At 28.8% G+C, this 18,046-nt stretch carries 17 protein-coding genes and 1 pseudogene; 12 read left to right on the forward strand and 6 right to left on the reverse strand.

What is annotated here, in order from left to right:
• Positions 1-4 precede the first annotated feature (4 nt).
• On the forward strand, positions 5-661 hold the full coding sequence (locus BT0_RS01965) for an ankyrin repeat domain-containing protein (protein WP_011772349.1): 657 nt from the start codon (positions 5-7) through the stop codon (positions 659-661).
• Between the two features lie 11 nt (positions 662-672).
• On the opposite strand, the pseudogene BT0_RS01970 reads toward BT0_RS01965, so the two are convergent.
• Positions 673-876 (reverse strand): annotated as a pseudogene (locus tag BT0_RS01970) (hypothetical protein); the annotation flags it as partial.
• A gap of 210 nt (positions 877-1,086) precedes the next feature.
• Here BT0_RS01970 and BT0_RS01975 point away from each other — a divergent pair.
• Positions 1,087-2,277, forward strand: a complete 1,191-nt coding sequence (locus tag BT0_RS01975) for a dicarboxylate/amino acid:cation symporter (RefSeq protein ID WP_011772350.1) — start codon at positions 1,087-1,089, stop codon at positions 2,275-2,277.
• A 26-nt stretch (positions 2,278-2,303) separates the two neighbouring features.
• Here the strand turns inward: BT0_RS01975 and proS are convergent, their stop codons facing one another.
• Positions 2,304-3,770 (reverse strand): proline--tRNA ligase, encoded by a 1,467-nt coding sequence (gene proS / locus BT0_RS01980; RefSeq protein WP_041178470.1) that lies wholly within the window; start codon positions 3,768-3,770, stop codon positions 2,304-2,306.
• 586 nt (positions 3,771-4,356) lie between these two features.
• Between proS and BT0_RS01985 the strand changes: the two genes are divergently transcribed.
• Together BT0_RS01985 and BT0_RS01990 are read left to right on the forward strand one after the other, a co-directional pair.
• Positions 4,357-4,956, forward strand: a complete 600-nt coding sequence (locus BT0_RS01985; RefSeq protein ID WP_011772352.1) for a BAPKO_0422 family outer member beta-barrel protein — start codon at positions 4,357-4,359, stop codon at positions 4,954-4,956.
• Positions 4,957-4,966: 10 nt separating this feature from the next.
• A complete protein-coding gene (locus tag BT0_RS01990) occupies positions 4,967-5,794 on the forward strand; it encodes a DUF3996 domain-containing protein (protein WP_041178471.1) in 828 nt (275 codons plus the stop codon).
• 39 nt (positions 5,795-5,833) lie between these two features.
• On the opposite strand, the gene manA is transcribed toward BT0_RS01990, so the two are convergent.
• Together manA and BT0_RS02000 are read right to left on the reverse strand one after the other, a co-directional pair.
• Positions 5,834-6,949, reverse strand: coding sequence for a mannose-6-phosphate isomerase, class I (gene manA / locus BT0_RS01995; RefSeq protein WP_011772354.1), 1,116 nt, complete (start codon positions 6,947-6,949; stop codon positions 5,834-5,836).
• Positions 6,946-8,814, reverse strand: coding sequence for a fructose-specific PTS transporter subunit EIIC (locus BT0_RS02000; RefSeq protein WP_011772355.1), 1,869 nt, complete (start codon positions 8,812-8,814; stop codon positions 6,946-6,948). The genes manA and BT0_RS02000 overlap by 4 nt, the downstream gene beginning before the upstream one ends.
• Before the next feature lie 115 nt (positions 8,815-8,929).
• On the opposite strand from BT0_RS02000, the gene BT0_RS02005 reads away from it, so the two are divergent.
• From BT0_RS02005 to BT0_RS06155, 3 genes are read left to right on the forward strand one after another with little or no spacing between them, the layout of a single operon-like run.
• Complete coding sequence (locus BT0_RS02005; RefSeq protein ID WP_041178472.1) at positions 8,930-9,577, forward strand: hypothetical protein; 648 nt, start codon at positions 8,930-8,932, stop codon at positions 9,575-9,577.
• The gene (locus BT0_RS02010; RefSeq protein ID WP_011772357.1) at positions 9,574-10,455 is read left to right on the forward strand and encodes a DNA/RNA non-specific endonuclease; all 882 of its coding nucleotides are present in this window, start codon (positions 9,574-9,576) and stop codon (positions 10,453-10,455) included. Before BT0_RS02005 ends, BT0_RS02010 begins: the two co-directional genes overlap by 4 nt.
• The gene (locus tag BT0_RS06155) at positions 10,452-11,216 is read left to right on the forward strand and encodes a hypothetical protein (protein WP_081422776.1); all 765 of its coding nucleotides are present in this window, start codon (positions 10,452-10,454) and stop codon (positions 11,214-11,216) included. The genes BT0_RS02010 and BT0_RS06155 overlap by 4 nt, the downstream gene beginning before the upstream one ends.
• Positions 11,217-11,219: 3 nt before the next feature.
• Here the strand turns inward: BT0_RS06155 and BT0_RS02020 are convergent, their stop codons facing one another.
• Positions 11,220-11,816 carry a diacylglycerol/polyprenol kinase family protein gene (locus tag BT0_RS02020; RefSeq protein WP_011772359.1) on the reverse strand — a complete coding sequence of 199 codons (597 nt, stop codon included), beginning with the start codon at positions 11,814-11,816 and terminating at the stop codon, positions 11,220-11,222.
• Positions 11,816-12,763 carry a peptidylprolyl isomerase gene (locus BT0_RS02025; RefSeq protein WP_236842845.1) on the reverse strand — a complete coding sequence of 316 codons (948 nt, stop codon included), beginning with the start codon at positions 12,761-12,763 and terminating at the stop codon, positions 11,816-11,818. The genes BT0_RS02020 and BT0_RS02025 overlap by 1 nt, the downstream gene beginning before the upstream one ends.
• A gap of 218 nt (positions 12,764-12,981) precedes the next feature.
• Here BT0_RS02025 and BT0_RS02030 point away from each other — a divergent pair, with 218 nt between their 5' ends.
• From BT0_RS02030 to BT0_RS02050, 5 genes are all read left to right on the forward strand, one after another.
• Positions 12,982-13,842 carry a CheR family methyltransferase gene (locus BT0_RS02030; RefSeq protein WP_011772361.1) on the forward strand — a complete coding sequence of 287 codons (861 nt, stop codon included), beginning with the start codon at positions 12,982-12,984 and terminating at the stop codon, positions 13,840-13,842.
• A 35-nt stretch (positions 13,843-13,877) separates the two neighbouring features.
• Positions 13,878-15,014: a chemotaxis protein CheB gene (locus BT0_RS02035; protein ID WP_011772362.1), complete on the forward strand. Its 1,137-nt coding sequence runs from the start codon at positions 13,878-13,880 to the stop codon at positions 15,012-15,014.
• A gap of 23 nt (positions 15,015-15,037) precedes the next feature.
• Complete coding sequence (locus tag BT0_RS02040) at positions 15,038-16,246, forward strand: TraB/GumN family protein (protein ID WP_011772363.1); 1,209 nt, start codon at positions 15,038-15,040, stop codon at positions 16,244-16,246.
• A 37-nt stretch (positions 16,247-16,283) separates the two neighbouring features.
• Complete coding sequence (locus BT0_RS02045; RefSeq protein WP_011772364.1) at positions 16,284-16,916, forward strand: adenylate kinase; 633 nt, start codon at positions 16,284-16,286, stop codon at positions 16,914-16,916.
• 105 nt (positions 16,917-17,021) lie between these two features.
• Positions 17,022-18,044 (forward strand): hypothetical protein, encoded by a 1,023-nt coding sequence (locus tag BT0_RS02050; RefSeq protein ID WP_041178572.1) that lies wholly within the window; start codon positions 17,022-17,024, stop codon positions 18,042-18,044.
• Positions 18,045-18,046 lie beyond the last annotated feature (2 nt).

Here is an 18,046-nt window from a genome sequence, read left to right on the forward strand (position 1 = left end):
GTCAATGAAAATAATATTCATACTACTATTAACACAATTTATTACATTCTTAAATGCAAATGAAAACACAAAAATAATAAAAGAATTATCAAAAACAATTTACAATCTTAGCAATAAAGAATATGAAATAGATAAAGCAAAGCTAGACAGTTTTATAGAGTCAATAGATCTAAATAATACCAATATTTTAAAAGAGTTACAAAAAATAAAAAATGATTTTCTAATCACATCTGTATACTTCCAAAATATAAAGGGTACTTTAATAGCCCTAAACCTCTCAGCAGAAATAAATTTTCAATACAAAATATCTCCGCTATCAATTTCAATAATCAATAATGATTTTCAGACTACCAAAACATTAATAGACTACGGAATTAAAATCAACCAAATAGACGAAACAGAATATCCATCAATATTTTGGGCAATATACCTAAACAATGAAAAAATATTTAATCTTTTAAAAGAAAAAGGAGCCGACTTAAGCCTTGCTCTCAAAAATGGAAAAACACCTATACAAGCTGCAATAGAAATTGAAAATATTAATTTAATTGAGCTACTACTTAAAAAAAATGCTTATATTAAAGATAAATACAAAAAAGAAATTAAGAATTTAAAAAATAAAAATATAAAAGATATTCTAAAAAAGTACAAAGTAATATAAAATGATTAATATTAACTTGACATTTTAATATTTTTATCTTTATCAAAAAACTCCTTATATGCAAAAGATTTCTTACTAAACTCCTCCTTTAAATCTTTATAAAAAAGAGCATTGCGCCACATTATTCCGCAAACCATCTTCTCAATTTTTTGAATTACTTTGCTTTCTTTATCTAACCAAAGAAAATAATCATCTAAAAAGAAATTTTTATCATTTTCTTCTAATGAATTAATTTCTGGTAACTTTAAATTCAAATCTGTATTGACTAATTCAGGATACTTATACAAGAACTTTCCTCTCCAAAATCGGACTTACTTATATGTTTTGATAATAAATAATATTACCAAAGTTTATATTTACAAAAAAATCTAGTAAGATTTATTATGCTATAAATACTATTTTTCAAACTCGCAAAGGAACAATTTATGAATACAAAAGTAAAATTTTCTCTAATTATACCTATTGGAATACTGCTTGGATTATTTTTTCCTTCTGGAGCTTACAACATACTCTCACATATCTTCATAAGATTAGGCTATCTTTCCTTAATTCCTTTTTTAATATTCTCAATTCCACTTGGTATAGAAAACATTATTGAAAATAAAAAATTCAGAAAATTATTTGGAAAAACAATCTATTATGGAATCTTAGTTAACATTATGGGAATAATCATATCAATTGTAATTGCAACAATATATTTACCACAAAGAATTCCAATATTAGACAAAAACATTCAAAATACATATACATTTGATCAAAAAGTATTTCTTGAAACATTTTTCCCAAAAAATATTTTTATAATATTTACAAATAACAATCCAAATCTTTTAAGTATTTATATTGTATCAATAATTATTGGTGCTAGTCTTTATTATGCAAAACAAAAGGGAAGAATTGCTAGAGAACTTATTTTAAGCTTTTCAAATCTTTTTTATCATGCAAACGGGATAGTTGTTAAAATATTACACTTCGGGATTATCTTTATTACAGCAGCATATACTACTAACTTAAAAAATTTTAAAAATTATCAATACTACATAGATAGCATAATTTTTTTATCATTATGGACAATCACTATTATCCTAATAATAATTCCAATGATTAGCTATCGATTAACCAAAAATTTTAAATTATCATATAAGAACATACTAATATCCATCCAAAATATAATATTTGCGGGTTTAACAATGGATGCTTATGCCCCTTATTCTATCTTAATAGAAGATATTAAAAATGAAAGAATAAATATAAAAAAATCAATAATCACAAACATACCAATAATCAACTTTATCTCTAAATCTGGAACAATTTTTATTGCAACAATTTCATTTTTTATTATTTTAAAATCTTATTCTAGCTTGCCTATATCAATTTACGAAATAAGTTATATGAGCATATTGGCATTTCTTTTTATTTTCGCATTCCCACACATACCAAACAGTTTGATTTATATAATTACAATGCTATGCTCAACTTATACAAAAGGAATTGAACTTAGCCACTCTAACATAATTCCAATTCTTCCAATTTTAACATCTCTAGCTTTAATGATCGATTTCACCTCTAATATTGCAATAATACAAATAATAGATTTCAATGAATTAAAAGATACCTAATGTTTAGTTTTTAAATAAACGAAACATTAATAAGATCTTGCAAATAAAACAAGATGCTTGGCTGTTGTATTGCAATAAATACAAGTTAAATTATTTAAAGACCTATTTTGAAAATCTTCAGGAATGCATCGTATTGTAGCTTTTGTATCATTTTTAATACTCTCTTCACACACTTCATTTCCACACCATGAAGAGAGTACAAATCCTAAATGCTCATTGATATAAGTCTTAAAAGTATCATAGTCATTCTCTTTAAACCCAATAATTTCTTTGGTATGCAAATTTCTAAACTTTAATGCTCTATTAAATAATTCACATTGCATAGTTTCAAGCTCATGTCTCATTTTTGATGGCAACTCTTTAACTGATACTTGATACTTAGAGTTTTTATCTTGATCCCTTCTTGCAACAGTGACACAGTCCATAAGAATATCATTAGAACCTACCTCAATTCGTATTGGGATTCCTTTAAGTTCCACAGCAGCAAATCTAAATCCTGGCGAATTTTTGATATCTCTATCAAGCTCAACTCTAAACTTTGCTTCTTTTAAGATATTAAAAATAGTAGTAGCATACTCAATAATTTTTTTATTAACTTCATCATCTCTTTTAAAAATAGGAACAATAATAATTTCAATTGGTGCTATCTTTGGTGGCAATATTAAACCCTTACTATCAGAATGAACCATAATCAATGCCCCAATTAACCTAGTCGAAACTCCCCAACTAGTAGCAAAAACATAATCCATCTCACCTTTCTTATTTTGGAACTTAACATCAAAAGCCTTGGCAAAATTTAATCCCAAATAATGAGATGTTCCTGCTTGCAAAGCTTTCTTATCTTGCATTAATGCTTCAATTGTGTAAGTAGACACAGCACCTGCAAATTTTTCTCTTTCTGTCTTTTGTCCACAAAATACAGGAATAGCTAAGTAATCTTCAATAAACCGCTTATAAAGGTTTAAAATAAACAAAGTCTCTTCCAAAGCTTCTCCAGCAGTTTCATGTGCAGTATGACCTTCTTGCCATAAAAATTCAGTGGTACGAAGGAATGGTCTTGTTCTTTTTTCCCAACGGACAATATTTGCCCATTGATTTATTTTAACAGGCAAATCTCTATAAGATTTTATCCATTTGCTATACATGTTCCAAATAATTGTCTCAGAAGTGGGTCTTAAAACCAAAGGCTCTGCTAATTCTTCACCACCAGCAGTTGTTATAACAGCAAGTTCCGGTGAGAATCCCTTAACATGTTCTTTTTCTCTCTCCAAAAACTCATAAGGAATAAGCAATGGGAAATATGCATTCTCATGCCCTGTTTCTTTAAATTTATTATCAAGTATGCTCTTAATTTGTTCCCAAATAGCATACCCATAAGGCATAATAACCATACAACCTTTAATAGGACTATAATCAACAAGTTTTGCCTTTTGTACTATATCTAAGTACCACTTAGAAAATTCCTCTTCCTTTGAAGAAATAAAATTACCCATAAACCTCACCCTTTTTGAAAAATTCATCATTATAGACAAAATGTCATTAATTTATAAAATAAAAAGAGATTCTTTGCTCTTAAAGGCAAATCGTATTGTTTCTTATACTAATTATCCAAATCAATGCTATTTAGATCTCTAATATGAATATCGTAATCTTTAACTAATAAGAAAATAGTAAAATCACCAAATAAAGATCATACATTAAAATGTATCTTTAAAAACCATGCGAAAGAGCAAAGAATAGCCTTATCAACCTGCAAATCAAATCTATACTTAAATTTATATTTATATTAAAAATATGTCAAATATATTTTTAATATAAATCTTTGCTCTAATATTTATTTTTATAAGTTACAAAAATATGTTTGTATTTCACAATAGATGTTTGAAAAAAATGTGTAGAAAAATATTTATGGGTTTAACTTTAATAGTATACCAAAAATTGACATCAATTAAAACAAATCCAATTTTTATAACTCAAAATCATTAAAAACATGTTGAGATAAAAAAATTTTTTACATTTTATGAAACATAATTTTAAAAATTGTGCACATCTAATCGAACATAAGTTGAAGGAGAATTTATGAAGACATTGTTAAAACTGATTATGGTTTTTTTAACAAGTTTATCTGTTGCGACAACAATTAATACATCAAATCTTAATAAAATATTAAATAAGCAACAAACCCAATTTAGATCATTTGGAATAGGGTTTGGAATTGGCAACCCTATCACTAATATCATAATTAATTTCCCATATGTAGACATAGATATTGGATATGGGGGCTTTAATGGATTACATCCTAACAATTTCATACCTTATATTGTTTTTGGAACTGATATCCTATTTAAAGAAGAAATTTATCAGAGTATAATGCTCACCGGTGGGCTTGGCATAGGTATCGACTTGTCTCAAATAAAACCAGACGAACAAAATAGTTCAAACATAAAACAAGAAAATACTCAAGACAAACAAGAAGAATTTTCAATAGCCTCATCTAACAATAGGTTAGGAATTGTGTTTAGACTTCCTATTATATTAGAATACAGTTTTTTGACAAATGTTGTAATAGGCTTCAAAGCTATAACAACAATTGGAGGAACAATGATATTTCAACCTACATCAATGGAAGGAATAAGATTTGGATTTTTTGGTTTTGGATTCATAAAAATATACATTTAAAGGAAAATTGATGAAAAACAATACTCAAAAAATATTTATATTATTGTTAATATTTAATTTACACCATTTTGCGTTCTCCAAATCTAATAATAATTATTCCATCAGATGCAAACAAGAAGATGATGGAACAACCTGTATCACAAATGATAAACCTATCATTGAAGAACCTAAACTTACCCTTGAAGAACCTAAACTTACCCTTGAAGAACCTAAGCCTATCATTGAAGAACCTAAGCCTATCATTGAAGAACCTAAACTTACCCTTGAAGAGCCTAAACCCATCTCTGAAGAACCTAAACTTATCCTTGAAGAGCCTAAACCCATCTTTGAAGAACCTAAACCACAAATCATTACAAATTTTCACGCAATACACAGGGAAAAAAATCCTTACTCATTTGCAGCGGGAATAGGAACTGGAAATCCTCTTATCAATCTTTTAATCTCAGTTCCATATGTAGACATAGATATTGGATATGGTAGTTTCTTATACTTTAATCCTACAAATTTTAAGCCTTACAATTTAATTGCCATCGATCTAATTTTTAAACAACAAATAGGAGAATATTTAATAGTTGGAGGAGGCGTTGGAATTGGAACAGACTGGTCCCAAGCAAATTTAACTTCCCTTGGAACTACACAACCCTCTCCTTATGATAGGATAGGAATAGTAACCAGATTACCTTTATCAATAGAACATAAAATTATAAAAAATTTATCATTAGGATTTAAAGTTTATCCTACACTTGGTCCAACAATATTTCTCACAAAACCAAAAATAGTATTTGAAGGGATAAGATTTAAATTCTTCGCAATCGGGTTTATTAGAGTTTTCATGTAAATGATAGTTCCTTACTAAAACCAAAAGACTAACTTCTCATTATAAAGAGAGTGCAATAAAAATTTCTCCATTTCCACAAATTAATAATTTTTCATCATAATTTCCTATAAATACGCTTTCGCCCCTCTTAAGGCAAACTCCATTATTAATCTGAATTTCTCCATTCATAACCAACAATATCATTACACCATCCTTTTTAAAGCAGATCTTTTCATTTATATTTCTTTGAAATAAACTTAAATTAGTATCTGGAAGCTTAAATACATTAAAACCATCAATTTCCTTACCCCTCAATAATGAAAATACTCCCTCTTCAAATCTACCAACCTTAAGCATCTCATCTTTATCAATATATTTAGTAGTAAGACCTGCCCTAATCACATTGTCAGAATTAGTCATAAGTTCAAGACAATCACCCTGAAGATAAGCATGAACTTCTTGACTCTCTGTATAAAGTACTTCACCTGGACTTAATTTAAAAATATACATCCCTAAAAATACCAAAAGACCAATATCTGCCCCATAAATCTCATAAATTTCATTAAACCAATAAGCTCTAAAATCATTTATGAAACTTAAATTTTTTTTCACTCGACTAATAGCATCCTCAATTTCAAACTTTTGCAAACTAAATATAATTTTTATAAATTCTTTATGGGTTGCAAAATGAAAATCTAATTTCAATTTTTTATATATACTCTTGATTTCAAAAATAGGAAGAAATCCCTTAAGAGCATAAAAATCACTTAATGCATAAACAAGTTCTATCTTTGGATTTTTATCCTTATAAATTCGCTTAGAATCATTAATATCTATCCCCTTATCATTCTCAAGTTCAAAGCCTTTTAAAGCAATATCTTTTGAAGGATGTATTTGAATTGATAAAGGCTTTTGAGCTGAGAGAACTTTCAATAAAAATGATAATTCACTCTCACAGCCCAAAAGCTCTTTATGATTTTCTAAAAAATCACAAAGAAAAACGTACTGACCATCAACTAATATTTTACTAGAAAATGTCTTATGTGCTCCAAGCCACATCTCAGCTTTAGGCAACCCATCTTCTCTTTGTCCCAAAAGAGAAGGGATGAAACTAGTTCCACCCCAATCATATTCCTTAATTTTATTTTTCATCAAAAATATATTATCAGATCTCATTTAGATTCCTTCACTTTTAAAGATTTTAGAAAAATAACCAAACTTGTTGCAACGACAACACCAACGGCTATTGCAATAATAAAGCCCAATTTGTTATCAACAACAGGAAGAACTATTGGCCCTCCATGCGGAGCATGGTCTGCAACACCCAAAAATGCCGCAATGATACTTGCAACAGCACCTCCAAGTACTATTGAAGGCAACACCCTCGCCGGATCACTGGCAGCAAAAGGAATAGCACCTTCACTAATACCAATAAACGAAATTAAGAACGATATTTTTCCAGACTCTCGCTCTTCCTCTTCAAATAATTTAGGCATAATTAGAGTAGCAAGCCCCATAGCCATAGGAGGAACAGGAATAGCTGATGCAACCATACCCATTATTTGTGGAACTTGGGGAATCATACCAACACCAAAAAGAAATGCAACTTTATTAAAAGGCCCTCCCATATCAATTGCTACCATAGCACCAAGTATTAATCCAAGAAATAATTTCCCTATAATACCATAAGTTTCTGAATTATTTTGAAGAGATTTAAGGCCATTCTCAAGCAATGCCATGAATTGGCCAATATAAACACCTACATAAATCATGAAAAATCCAACAATAACAGTACTTATTAACGGAATTACAAATATAGGCATCACGGGTCTAAGCCATTCAGGAATCTTTCTCTTTGCTATCCATTTAGCAACAAAACCCGCCATAAACCCTACAAGTATTGCCCCTAAAAATCCTGCTTTAACATCTCTGGCAAGCACACCCCCCACAAGACCTGGTGCAAGACCTGGCTTATCGGCAATTGCCATAGCAATAAACCCTGAAAGTATTGGCAACATCATGCCAAAAGCCACACCACCAATATCTGTAATTGTTTTATAAAAAGGATATTTATCAAAATTTGGACCATCAGAACCAATCCCTGCCAAGGATATACCAAGCGCTATTAAAATACCACCACTTGCCACAATTGGAATCATAGGAGAGACACCACTCATTAAGTACTTATAAAAACCAGTTCTACTACTACCAGACTTATCTTTAATAGAATGAACATTTTTATAATTCAATATGGGAGCACTAAATGCTTCTTTAATAACATTTTCTACATTGTTGATAGCCTTTGCAGTTGAGACCTTATAAACTCTCTTGCCATCAAATCTTTCTTCATCAACATCCTTATCCACCGCAAGTATTATAACATCAGCGTCTTTAATCTCTGTCTCTGTTAAAGGATTATCAATACCAATAGAACCTTGGGTCTCAACTTTAAGGATGTACCCTTGTCTCTTAGCCTCAACTTCGAGCTTTTTAGCAGCAATATATGTATGAGCAATTCCCACAGGACAAGCACAAACAGCCACTATTTTTTCTGATTTAGAAACACTTGTGGTATCATCTGTAGATGACCTCTCAACATTTTCTATATAAGAATAAATTTCATCGGTACTCTTCATAACTTTTAATATATTTTTAAAATCATCACTCTCAAATAATTTAGCTATGAAAGCTATCGACTTAATATGATCATTACCTTGTTGACTTTTCGACATACAAATTAAAAATATTAAATTAACAGGGGGATTATCATCAGACCATTTTATGCCATCGCCTTTTATGTAAAGCAATGAAATAAAACTTGATTTAACAACATCTCCTATAAAATGTGGAATAGCAACTCCATTTTCCCAAGATGTATCACCAATATTTTCTCTCTCAAATAACCCCTGAAGGAATCTTGTTTTATCATGAGTATAACCTCTTTTACTCACTTGATCAACTAAAAAATTAATTGCTTCTTCCTTAGAATTTATTTTATCAGATATAAAAATAAGCTCCTTTTTTAAAAATTTTAAAAACATAACCTTAAACCTCCTAAGTACTTAAATTAATTCTATCATAATACAAACATTAAACACCGATTCCCTCCTCTTCTTTATTTTCAAATTATTTTATATTATTTAAATGAATTTAATTATGAAAAAACTAATCGAATTTTGCTTTTTATTGCTATGCGCCAGCTTATATTCTTCAAATAATGAGGGACACAAAAAAAATGAAATAAATAATAAAAAAAGTATATTATTAAAAGAAAAATCAACTAATCATGAAAATGATTTTTTCTCAGTAAAGAGAGGATTTATCTATTCAACAGGAACAGGACTTGGAACAGGATTTTTTTTAAATTCAAAAGTCAATCACATAATATTTAGACCTTATTACATATTTGCCATCAACAATTTTGATTTTCTGGTTGTTTGTATGATCCTAATGATTAAAGAATATAACATCTCTAAAAAAGTTAAATATTCAAGCTCTTACATTGGCACAGGAATAAACTGGCATATCATAAATTTGTCTAAAAAAATGAAATATTTATCTTCTACCACGGGTATTGGGGGACGACTTTACCTTTCAACAAACTTAATAGGGGATTTCAAATTCTATGACAAATTACCTTATGTAATAGAACCATATATATTTTTTGAATTCTCTACAAAAAAAGCTACACCTTACTTAAACATATATTCAAAAATTGAGTGCTTATTTCTTGATACATTCAATATTTCTTTTGATTTCGGAATCAGATATAATCTTAAAAATAGCAACGAGGTAAACTCATGAACAAAAGACTAAAAATTTTATTCTGTTTTTACATATTAATCTTATTGGGCTTTTTATTCTTATATCAAAATCCTAAAATCTTAAATAACATAAAAGAAATAGCCTACAATTATTTAAGCAAACTCAAAGATAAAATTTATGAACCCGAAATCTCAACTGAATTAAAAGAAGAATACCTCTTACCAAAAGGATATCTTACTACCCAAATAATACATAAAAAATACTACTCTTTAGGGTATGCTGAGAGTGCAAGACAATCAGAATGGGTAGCCTACCAATTAAAAAGAGAAATGGTTGAATTAGCTTTAACCTTGCTTAGAGAAAAAAAAATAACGAGAAGTAAAAATTTTTTCGAAGACCAAGATATTAAGGGAATTGCTCCCAAACTAAGTGATTACCTAAAAAGCGGATATGATAGAGGGCATATCGTCAGTTCTGCTGATATGTCTTTTTCCAAAGATGCAATGCTAGATACCTATTTTCTCTCAAATATATCTCCTCAACAAAGAGAATTCAACTCAGGAATCTGGCTCAAACTTGAACAATTAGTTAGAAAATGGGCTATCTTAAAAGAAAAAATTTATATTGTTAGTGCAGGAATTTTAACAGAAAATAAAGGATTTATTGGAAAGAATAAAATTCTAGTCCCAAAAAATTTTTATAAAATAGTGCTATCATTAAACAATAACAACTTTTATGATATATTGGCTTTTATCATTCCAAATGAAAAGGCTCAGGACTTAGAACTTAGAAATTACGTTGTAAACGTTAATTTAATTGAAGAAAAAACTAAAATAAATTTCTTTGCAAAACTTGATGCTGAAATAAAAAAAATAATTAAAATGAAAAAAGACGTACGTTCTTGGAAATTCAGATGAAAACACTCTTTGCAAAACTAAATATTTTCCTGTTAACAACCTTTGTTTTAGGAATAATTATTATATCAATATTCATGTATTATATAAACTTTAATATAAACTTCTATACCTATATTATTAAAATATATAATAAGAATTTATTGATTTTAGTCAATAAATTTTTTATTTTCAGCATTGGAATCATAGGATCTATTTGGACATGCATCAACTATAAAAGAACAAATAATATACAATTCGTATTCTTTTATTGTTTCATTCTTTCATATATACTTGAACCTATTTCAATTTTTAAATATTATTTTTTAAGTAATATATTAAGCCTAGAATTTTATTATTTTATGAAATTTTATCACTTAATAACCGTATTTTCATTACTAAATTTATTCTTCTTAAGCCTATATATATGTGATTTTCAAATAAAATCAATAACCTACGCTATTTACTTAATTTTCACCTTTGCAATGGTCTATAACTCTTTAGCCCCTATTAATGCATATGAATACACAAAGGATTTTCTCTCTCCAACAGCAAACAATAGATTTTATGTTTATTTGTTTTTATTACTAATACCTATAAACTTTTTAGTATCATGCTTAAGGAAAAAAAACCTAAGCTACTTTTTACTTTTTATATCAATATCACTAATAGTATCAGGAATTTATCTCAATTTTATAGAAATAACCTATGCATTCATACCAATCTCAATAGGAGCACCAATGTACTTAAAAGAATCAGGAAAAGTTTTCTTCTATTGGCTATAAAACTTAAGCAATCAATACAAAAGATAAAGTCGCTACACCTAAAGGCAAAAATAAATTATCGTATTTTTCAAAATCAAAAAGCTCCACAAGCACAGCCCCCATACCAACAACTGATGCTATTATAAAGTTCGGAAAGAAGTAATAACAAACAATAAAAGCAACCAAAAAAACAGCAACACTACCTGAGAATGTTTTATTATTTACAAGTTTAAAAGATGGTATTAGTTTTCCAACAAGACTTGCAAGACCATCTCCAAGACATGCGGAAAATATCCCAATATAACTAAAAGGCTTATCTATAAGAAAATAAGTACAAAAAATACTCACTACCAAAAATATTGGAGAGAGAGATATTTTATACGAAGATACCTCCCTAGACTTTATTATTATTTCTGATATACCTCTTAAAAAGAATAAATTTATTTCCATGATTCTAAATATTTCCAAAATTAAATATGCAAACATAAAAAATAGACTAGATACAAGACCTACCCAAAAATTTAACTTATAAAAGAATAAAAATACTAAAGTAGAAATATGAAAAAATTTTCTATAAAGCTCATATTTAACATTTTCGTTATAAAAAACTTGATCAAACATTAACTAATTTTCCTTAAAATAATATTAAACTTCAAAAAAGAATTTGGTTTTATAACGTTACCAATACTTCTCTCTCCATAAGCAAGATTTGGTGGAATGATTACTACCCTCTCCTCTTCCTCGCACATATCTGACAACATTACGTCCCAACCTTCAATCACTTGACCACTCCCAACCACAAACTCTATTGGCTTGCCTCTGTCAATTGAACTGTCAAATTTTATTCCACTTAGTAAAAATCCCTCATAGTCTACTTTTACAATATTGCCACTTTTAACATTTTTGCCATTTCCTTGTTTATTTATCTTATATAAGATACCACTTTCATCTTTTTGAAAATCTTTGTAATCTTTGTCAATTATTTCAAGTTGAGAAGCCATGTATTTTTTAACCTCAGCAATCTTCCTTGCCTCATAACTTTTTTTTAATTTTAAAAATTCTTCATTGTCAACTTTAAAAGCTTTTGCATCCTCACCAACACGAATAATCCTTACTTTCTCTATTTTATCTCCTTGACGTATATTACGAACTGTATCCATTCCCGCAACTACCTTACCAAAAATTGAGTGCTTAAGATCAAGATAAGTAAGATTATCTGCAAGAGTAATAAAAAACTGACTCCCATTGGTATCAGGACCTGAATTAGCCATAGAAACAATTCCTGGTTCATTATGACTCAAATTTTTGTTTAATTCATCGGGAAAAACATAACCAGGACCTCCAGTACCCGTTCCGGTAGGATCTCCTGTCTGAATAACAAATTCATCAACAACCCTATGAAAAATAATATTTTCAAAATAAGGCTGACTTGTAACAGAATTTTTAATAGTACCTTCACTAAGACCAATAAAATTCATGACTGTCAGAGGTGCAATTTTATAGTAAAGTTCAATCTCTATATTTCCTTTATTTGTATCAATTAATGCAAATATTCCTTTTTTTTCCACTAAATCTTTCCTTTTGCTATCACAAGTTATTAGCATTAAAATCAATAAAAAATATAATAAACATCTCTTCACAAATGTATTCCTTAAATTAATATTTAAATTAAGCTATCAGTTCTAATTGTACAATTTTTCCACAAAAATTGTATAATTAATTAGTCATTTATACTAATTAAGTAATAGTATTTATTAAGGAAATTTACAAAATTTGGATCTTATAAATGTTAAATATTAGCAATGAACTTCTTCTGAAATTCTGCAATTTTATATATGAAAATAGCGGAATTCGATTTGATGAAAAAAATAAAGTTGTATTACAAGGCCGAATTAATGATGCAATACATGAGCTTGAAAATATCAATACTCCAGAACAATTATATGACTTAATAAATTCGGACAAATTTCAAAAAGAATATTTCTTAGATCTAGTTACTACTAATCTAACACGATTCTTTAGAAATGAAGCCCATTTTGCAACTTTTGAAAGATTTATAATTCCAAACTTAATAAACATTAAAACTCAAGAGGGCAAAAATAGAATTATTATATGGTCTGCTGGATGCTCAACTGGAGAAGAACCATATTCACTGGCATTTGTTCTTAAACACAATCTTCCAAAGAATTTTGACTTTATTATTATTGCCTCCGATTTAAGTTTAAAATCTCTAATGATAGCAAAAGAAGGTTATTATTCTGTAAAAAAATGCGAACACATCCCAATACAATATAAAATATATATCAAACCTCACATGAATGGTTACAAGGTAATAGATGATATAAAAAAACACATACGATTTGACTATCATAACTTAAATTTTGAAAGTGGCTTTTCAGAAATGGACGTTATTTTTTGCCGTAATGTACTCATATATTTCGATGAAAAGTCTAAAATAAGGGTCTTAAAAAAATTTTATTCCTCTATGGCTATGAAAAGTTATTTATTTATTGGTCATTCAGAATCCCTTTTTGGTCTCAATCTTCCTTTTAAATTTTTAAGAACACCCTGGGCCATAATATATGAAAAGGATGATAAGGATGTTCCCAAAAAAAAGTTTCAGTTCAAAAACAAATACAAATTATAATTTGATATAAACAGACCCATAGGAGCAAAACAGAAATGCAAATAAAAATTTATGTACTCGTCATTGAAGCTTCTTCTGTTAATAGAAAGACTATATCAGACATTATAAATTCATCTTTAAAGCTTGAAGTTATTGCAACTGCAGCCAACACAGACTTCGCCCTTAAAAAACTTAAAAAACACCCAGATGTAATACTACTCAGTTTAGAAGAAGAAACAATCAAAGAAATTACTCTCATAAAAAAAAAGGAAAATATAAACAACAAGCTCCCTGTTATTATCCTCTCATCAAACAAAGACATAGCAAAAAATGCTATCTTAAAAGGTGCTGATGACTTTATAATAAAAACTGATAACAAATTAGAAAGCATAAAAGATAAAATTATTGATTTACTCTCAATTTACGGCAATAAAACCATAAAAAACAAAATCATAACTGACATCAATTTCAAATTCAAAACAAATCAATATTTGATAAATAACAAAGTCAACAAAGAAAATTCAAATACAACAAAAGCAACAGATAAAAATGAAAATACAAACCTTAATCAAGAAAAAATAATAGATGAAAAAGATTTAAAAAAACTTAAAAACAGAAAATTTGAAATAGTTGTTATTGGAATATCTACAGGAGGCCCTGCGGCACTAAAGACAATACTACCAGAAATTCCTAAAAATTTTCCTTTACCAATAATAATTGTTCAACATATGCCAAAAGGATTTACAACAGAATTCGCAAAAAGCCTTAACAATATTTGCAACTTAACTGTCAAAGAAACAAGTAATAAAGAAATACTTCAAAAAGGATTCATATACATAAGTTCTGGGGGATACCATACAAGAATTAATAAAATAAACGAAAACTATCAAATAGAAGTCTTCGATGCTGAGAATGTAAATGGACACAAACCTTCTATAGGAGTACTCTTTAAGTCAATATCAGAAAATGTGAAAGACAAAGCAATAGCTTTAATAATGACTGGAATGGGAAGTGATGGCTCTAGAGAAATTGGAGAGATTAAAAAAGCTGGTGGATTAACTATTGCACAAGATGAGAAAAGTTCAGTGGTTTTTGGAATGCCCAAAATAGCAATAGAAGAAAATAATATAGACTATATAGTTTCAATAAGTCATGTGGTAAAATTATTAAAAGCCATTCTTCTTGATGGTTAAATTTTTAAAGACAAGGATCGCATTTGGACATCACAAAAGAGAATACTGAAGATTGTTTTTTACACGTTAGCACTCTTGACACAGACCATGACAAAATATATGTACTAGGAACAGCACATGTATCAAAAAAAAGTTCACAAGACACAGCTACTTTAATCGAAACATTAAAGCCAGACTTTATTGCCGTTGAACTTGATGAGGCTCGTTACCACGCAATCCTAAAGACAGATGAAAACGAAAAATGGCGCAATTTAGATATATATAAAGTAATCAAACAAGGAAAAGCATTTTTACTAATAGTACAAATCATTTTAAGTAATTTTCAAAAAAAATTAGCAAAAGAACAAGGAATTAATCCTGGAGAAGAGATGAAAACGGCGATTTTAAAAGCTAAAGAGCACAACATACCGTTAATACTCGCGGACAGAAAAGTTGAGACAACTCTAAAGAGAGCATGGAACTGTGTCCCAACTTTTGAAAAAGTCAAAATAATATCAAGCTTGTTTTCATTCTCAGACGTAAAAGTCACACAAGATGAAATTGAAAAACTCAAAGAACAAGATGTTCTATCAAATATGATGGAAGAACTTGCAAAAGAAATTCCTACTGTAAAAAAAGTTTTAATTGATGAAAGAGATGAATTTATAGCAAGTAAAATACTTGAGGGTTCAGGAACAATTCTTGCAGTTGTTGGAGCTGGTCATGTAAAGGGCATAATAGCAAATTTAAAAGAAATTAAAGAAAACAAAAAGATTGTCAACATTGACAATCTCAATACCATACCTAAAAATACTTTCTCGGTGAGTAAATTAATATCTTACTTTATAGCAATCTCAATTGTCATACTGATGGCAAGTTCATTCTACTTTAAAGGCTTTGATTTTGCATACAAAAATTTAGAGTTTTGGATAATATGTAACTCTTTATTTGCGGGTCTTGCTGCTCTTTTACTAAGAGCTAATATTATAACGATAATAACAGCATCAATTGGTGCTCCAATATTTTCCCTAATTCCATTTATTGGAACAGGTATGGTTGCAGGTCTTGTTGAAGCTTACATAAATAAACCAAAAATAAAAGATTTTGAAAAACTACAAGAAGATTTGGAAAACATAAAAGGATATTTTAAGAACAAAGTTACAAAAATTTTATTAATAGTATTTTTCGTAAACATTGGGTCTGCAATTGGAACAATTGTTGGATTTAAATTCTTGTTAAATATCTTTAGCTAAACCAAAAAGAAAAATAAGAGTATACAGGAGTTACATTATGAAACTTGTTTTTTTAGGACCTCCGGGTTCTGGAAAAGGCACAATTGCCAAGATCTTATCAGGCAAACTAAATTACTATCATATTTCAACAGGAGATCTATTTAGAGCAAACATATCAAATGCTACACCTCTTGGTAAGGAAATCAAACAAATAGTTGAAAATGGACAATTAGTACCCGACTCAATTACAATCAAAATTGTTGAAGATAAAATCAATACCCTTGCAAATAAGGATAATTTTATTCTTGACGGATTTCCTAGAAACATCAATCAAGCTAAAGCTCTAGATACGTTCTTGCAAAATATTCAAATAATAAACTTTTTACTTGATGAAGCGATACTAATAAAAAGGCTTTCTGGAAGAAGAATATGCCAATCCTGCGGCGGAATATTTAACATATATACACTTCCTACAAAAGAAAAGGGTATTTGTGATCTTTGCAAAGGAAGCCTTTACCAACGAAAAGATGACGTAGAAGAGTCTTTAAAAATCAGACTTCAAGAATATCATTTACAGACAAAACCTCTAATAGATTTTTACTCAAAAAACAACAGGCTTAATAACATAAATGCATCAAAGGATATTGATGGAGTAGAAAAAAGCTTAATAGAAATAATATCAAAGTATTAAAAAATATTAATTTAAAATAATAATGATAATTATTTATAAATAATTTATATTTAAAAAAAAATAAGGTATAATGTGAGAAAGTATTTTATGGAAGAAAGAATTTATATGATAAAAAAACTATTCATGGTATTGATATTTTTACAGACTATCTTAATCTATTCAAAAGAAAATCAAGATGAAATGGGATATTTTTATGTCAACTCTCAAATGGCTTATTATCCATCACATGCACTAGGAACTTCAGGAAGCAAATTTTCTCCAAGCTTCATATCCCCTCAATTTAAATCAGTATCACCAAACAATCAGATTTCACCTAGTTCTTGGGGAAGTATAAAACTAATATCAAATTTAGGTTACTATAAATTTTTTAAAATCTTAAAAAATCCCGATCCACATTCACTTTTACTTCAAAATACTGGAATAGACGTTGATTTTAAAATCGGACTCTCACCTGTTGTTGCACTACTTAAAGGAAACATCGGTTTCACTCCCATTGCATTTATTAATCTATATACAGGAATTGAAATTGGAATAGGTTGGCAAGGATTTGGATTTAAAGGTATTGGGATACACGTGGGCAATGGGCGATACTCAAGTAAACCTGAACTTTATTCTGAGGTAACAATGGGAGGTAGGCTACAATTTGATCTAAATGCTGTGTTTGGTGGAGACTGGACTCACATTATTACAGTAGTTGGAAATAATATTCTTCATATAAAAAATCCACATGCTAAGGACAATCAACTTTGGAAATATAAAGCTGATGAAGGTAAAAATATAAATGGATTTACAATAAACCCTTATGCACTCCTAGCTTACAAAATGCCAATACCTCTTAATATAATTGGGCTGTTATACGAAGGCCAAACATACATTGGACATGCAAGAAACGTAAGCACAACACAAAATCAAGGATGGGGCAGTGATTTCTTTTATCACAATTTCTCCCTTATTTCAAAAATTGAAATCATAGAAAATTTAACACTAGACATGCAATTCAAATTCTCAACAGCACCCATTTACACAGTAAACACAATGGGAATGGCCGATATCTCAAAAAGAATAAGTACAAATAATTCATATATTTACTACGATTCTATTGGATTTTCTTTAACTTATAAGATCTAACT

Origin of the sequence: Borrelia turicatae 91E135 (assembly GCF_000012085.2) — a bacterium.
GTDB lineage: Bacteria > Spirochaetota > Spirochaetia > Borreliales > Borreliaceae > Borrelia > Borrelia turicatae.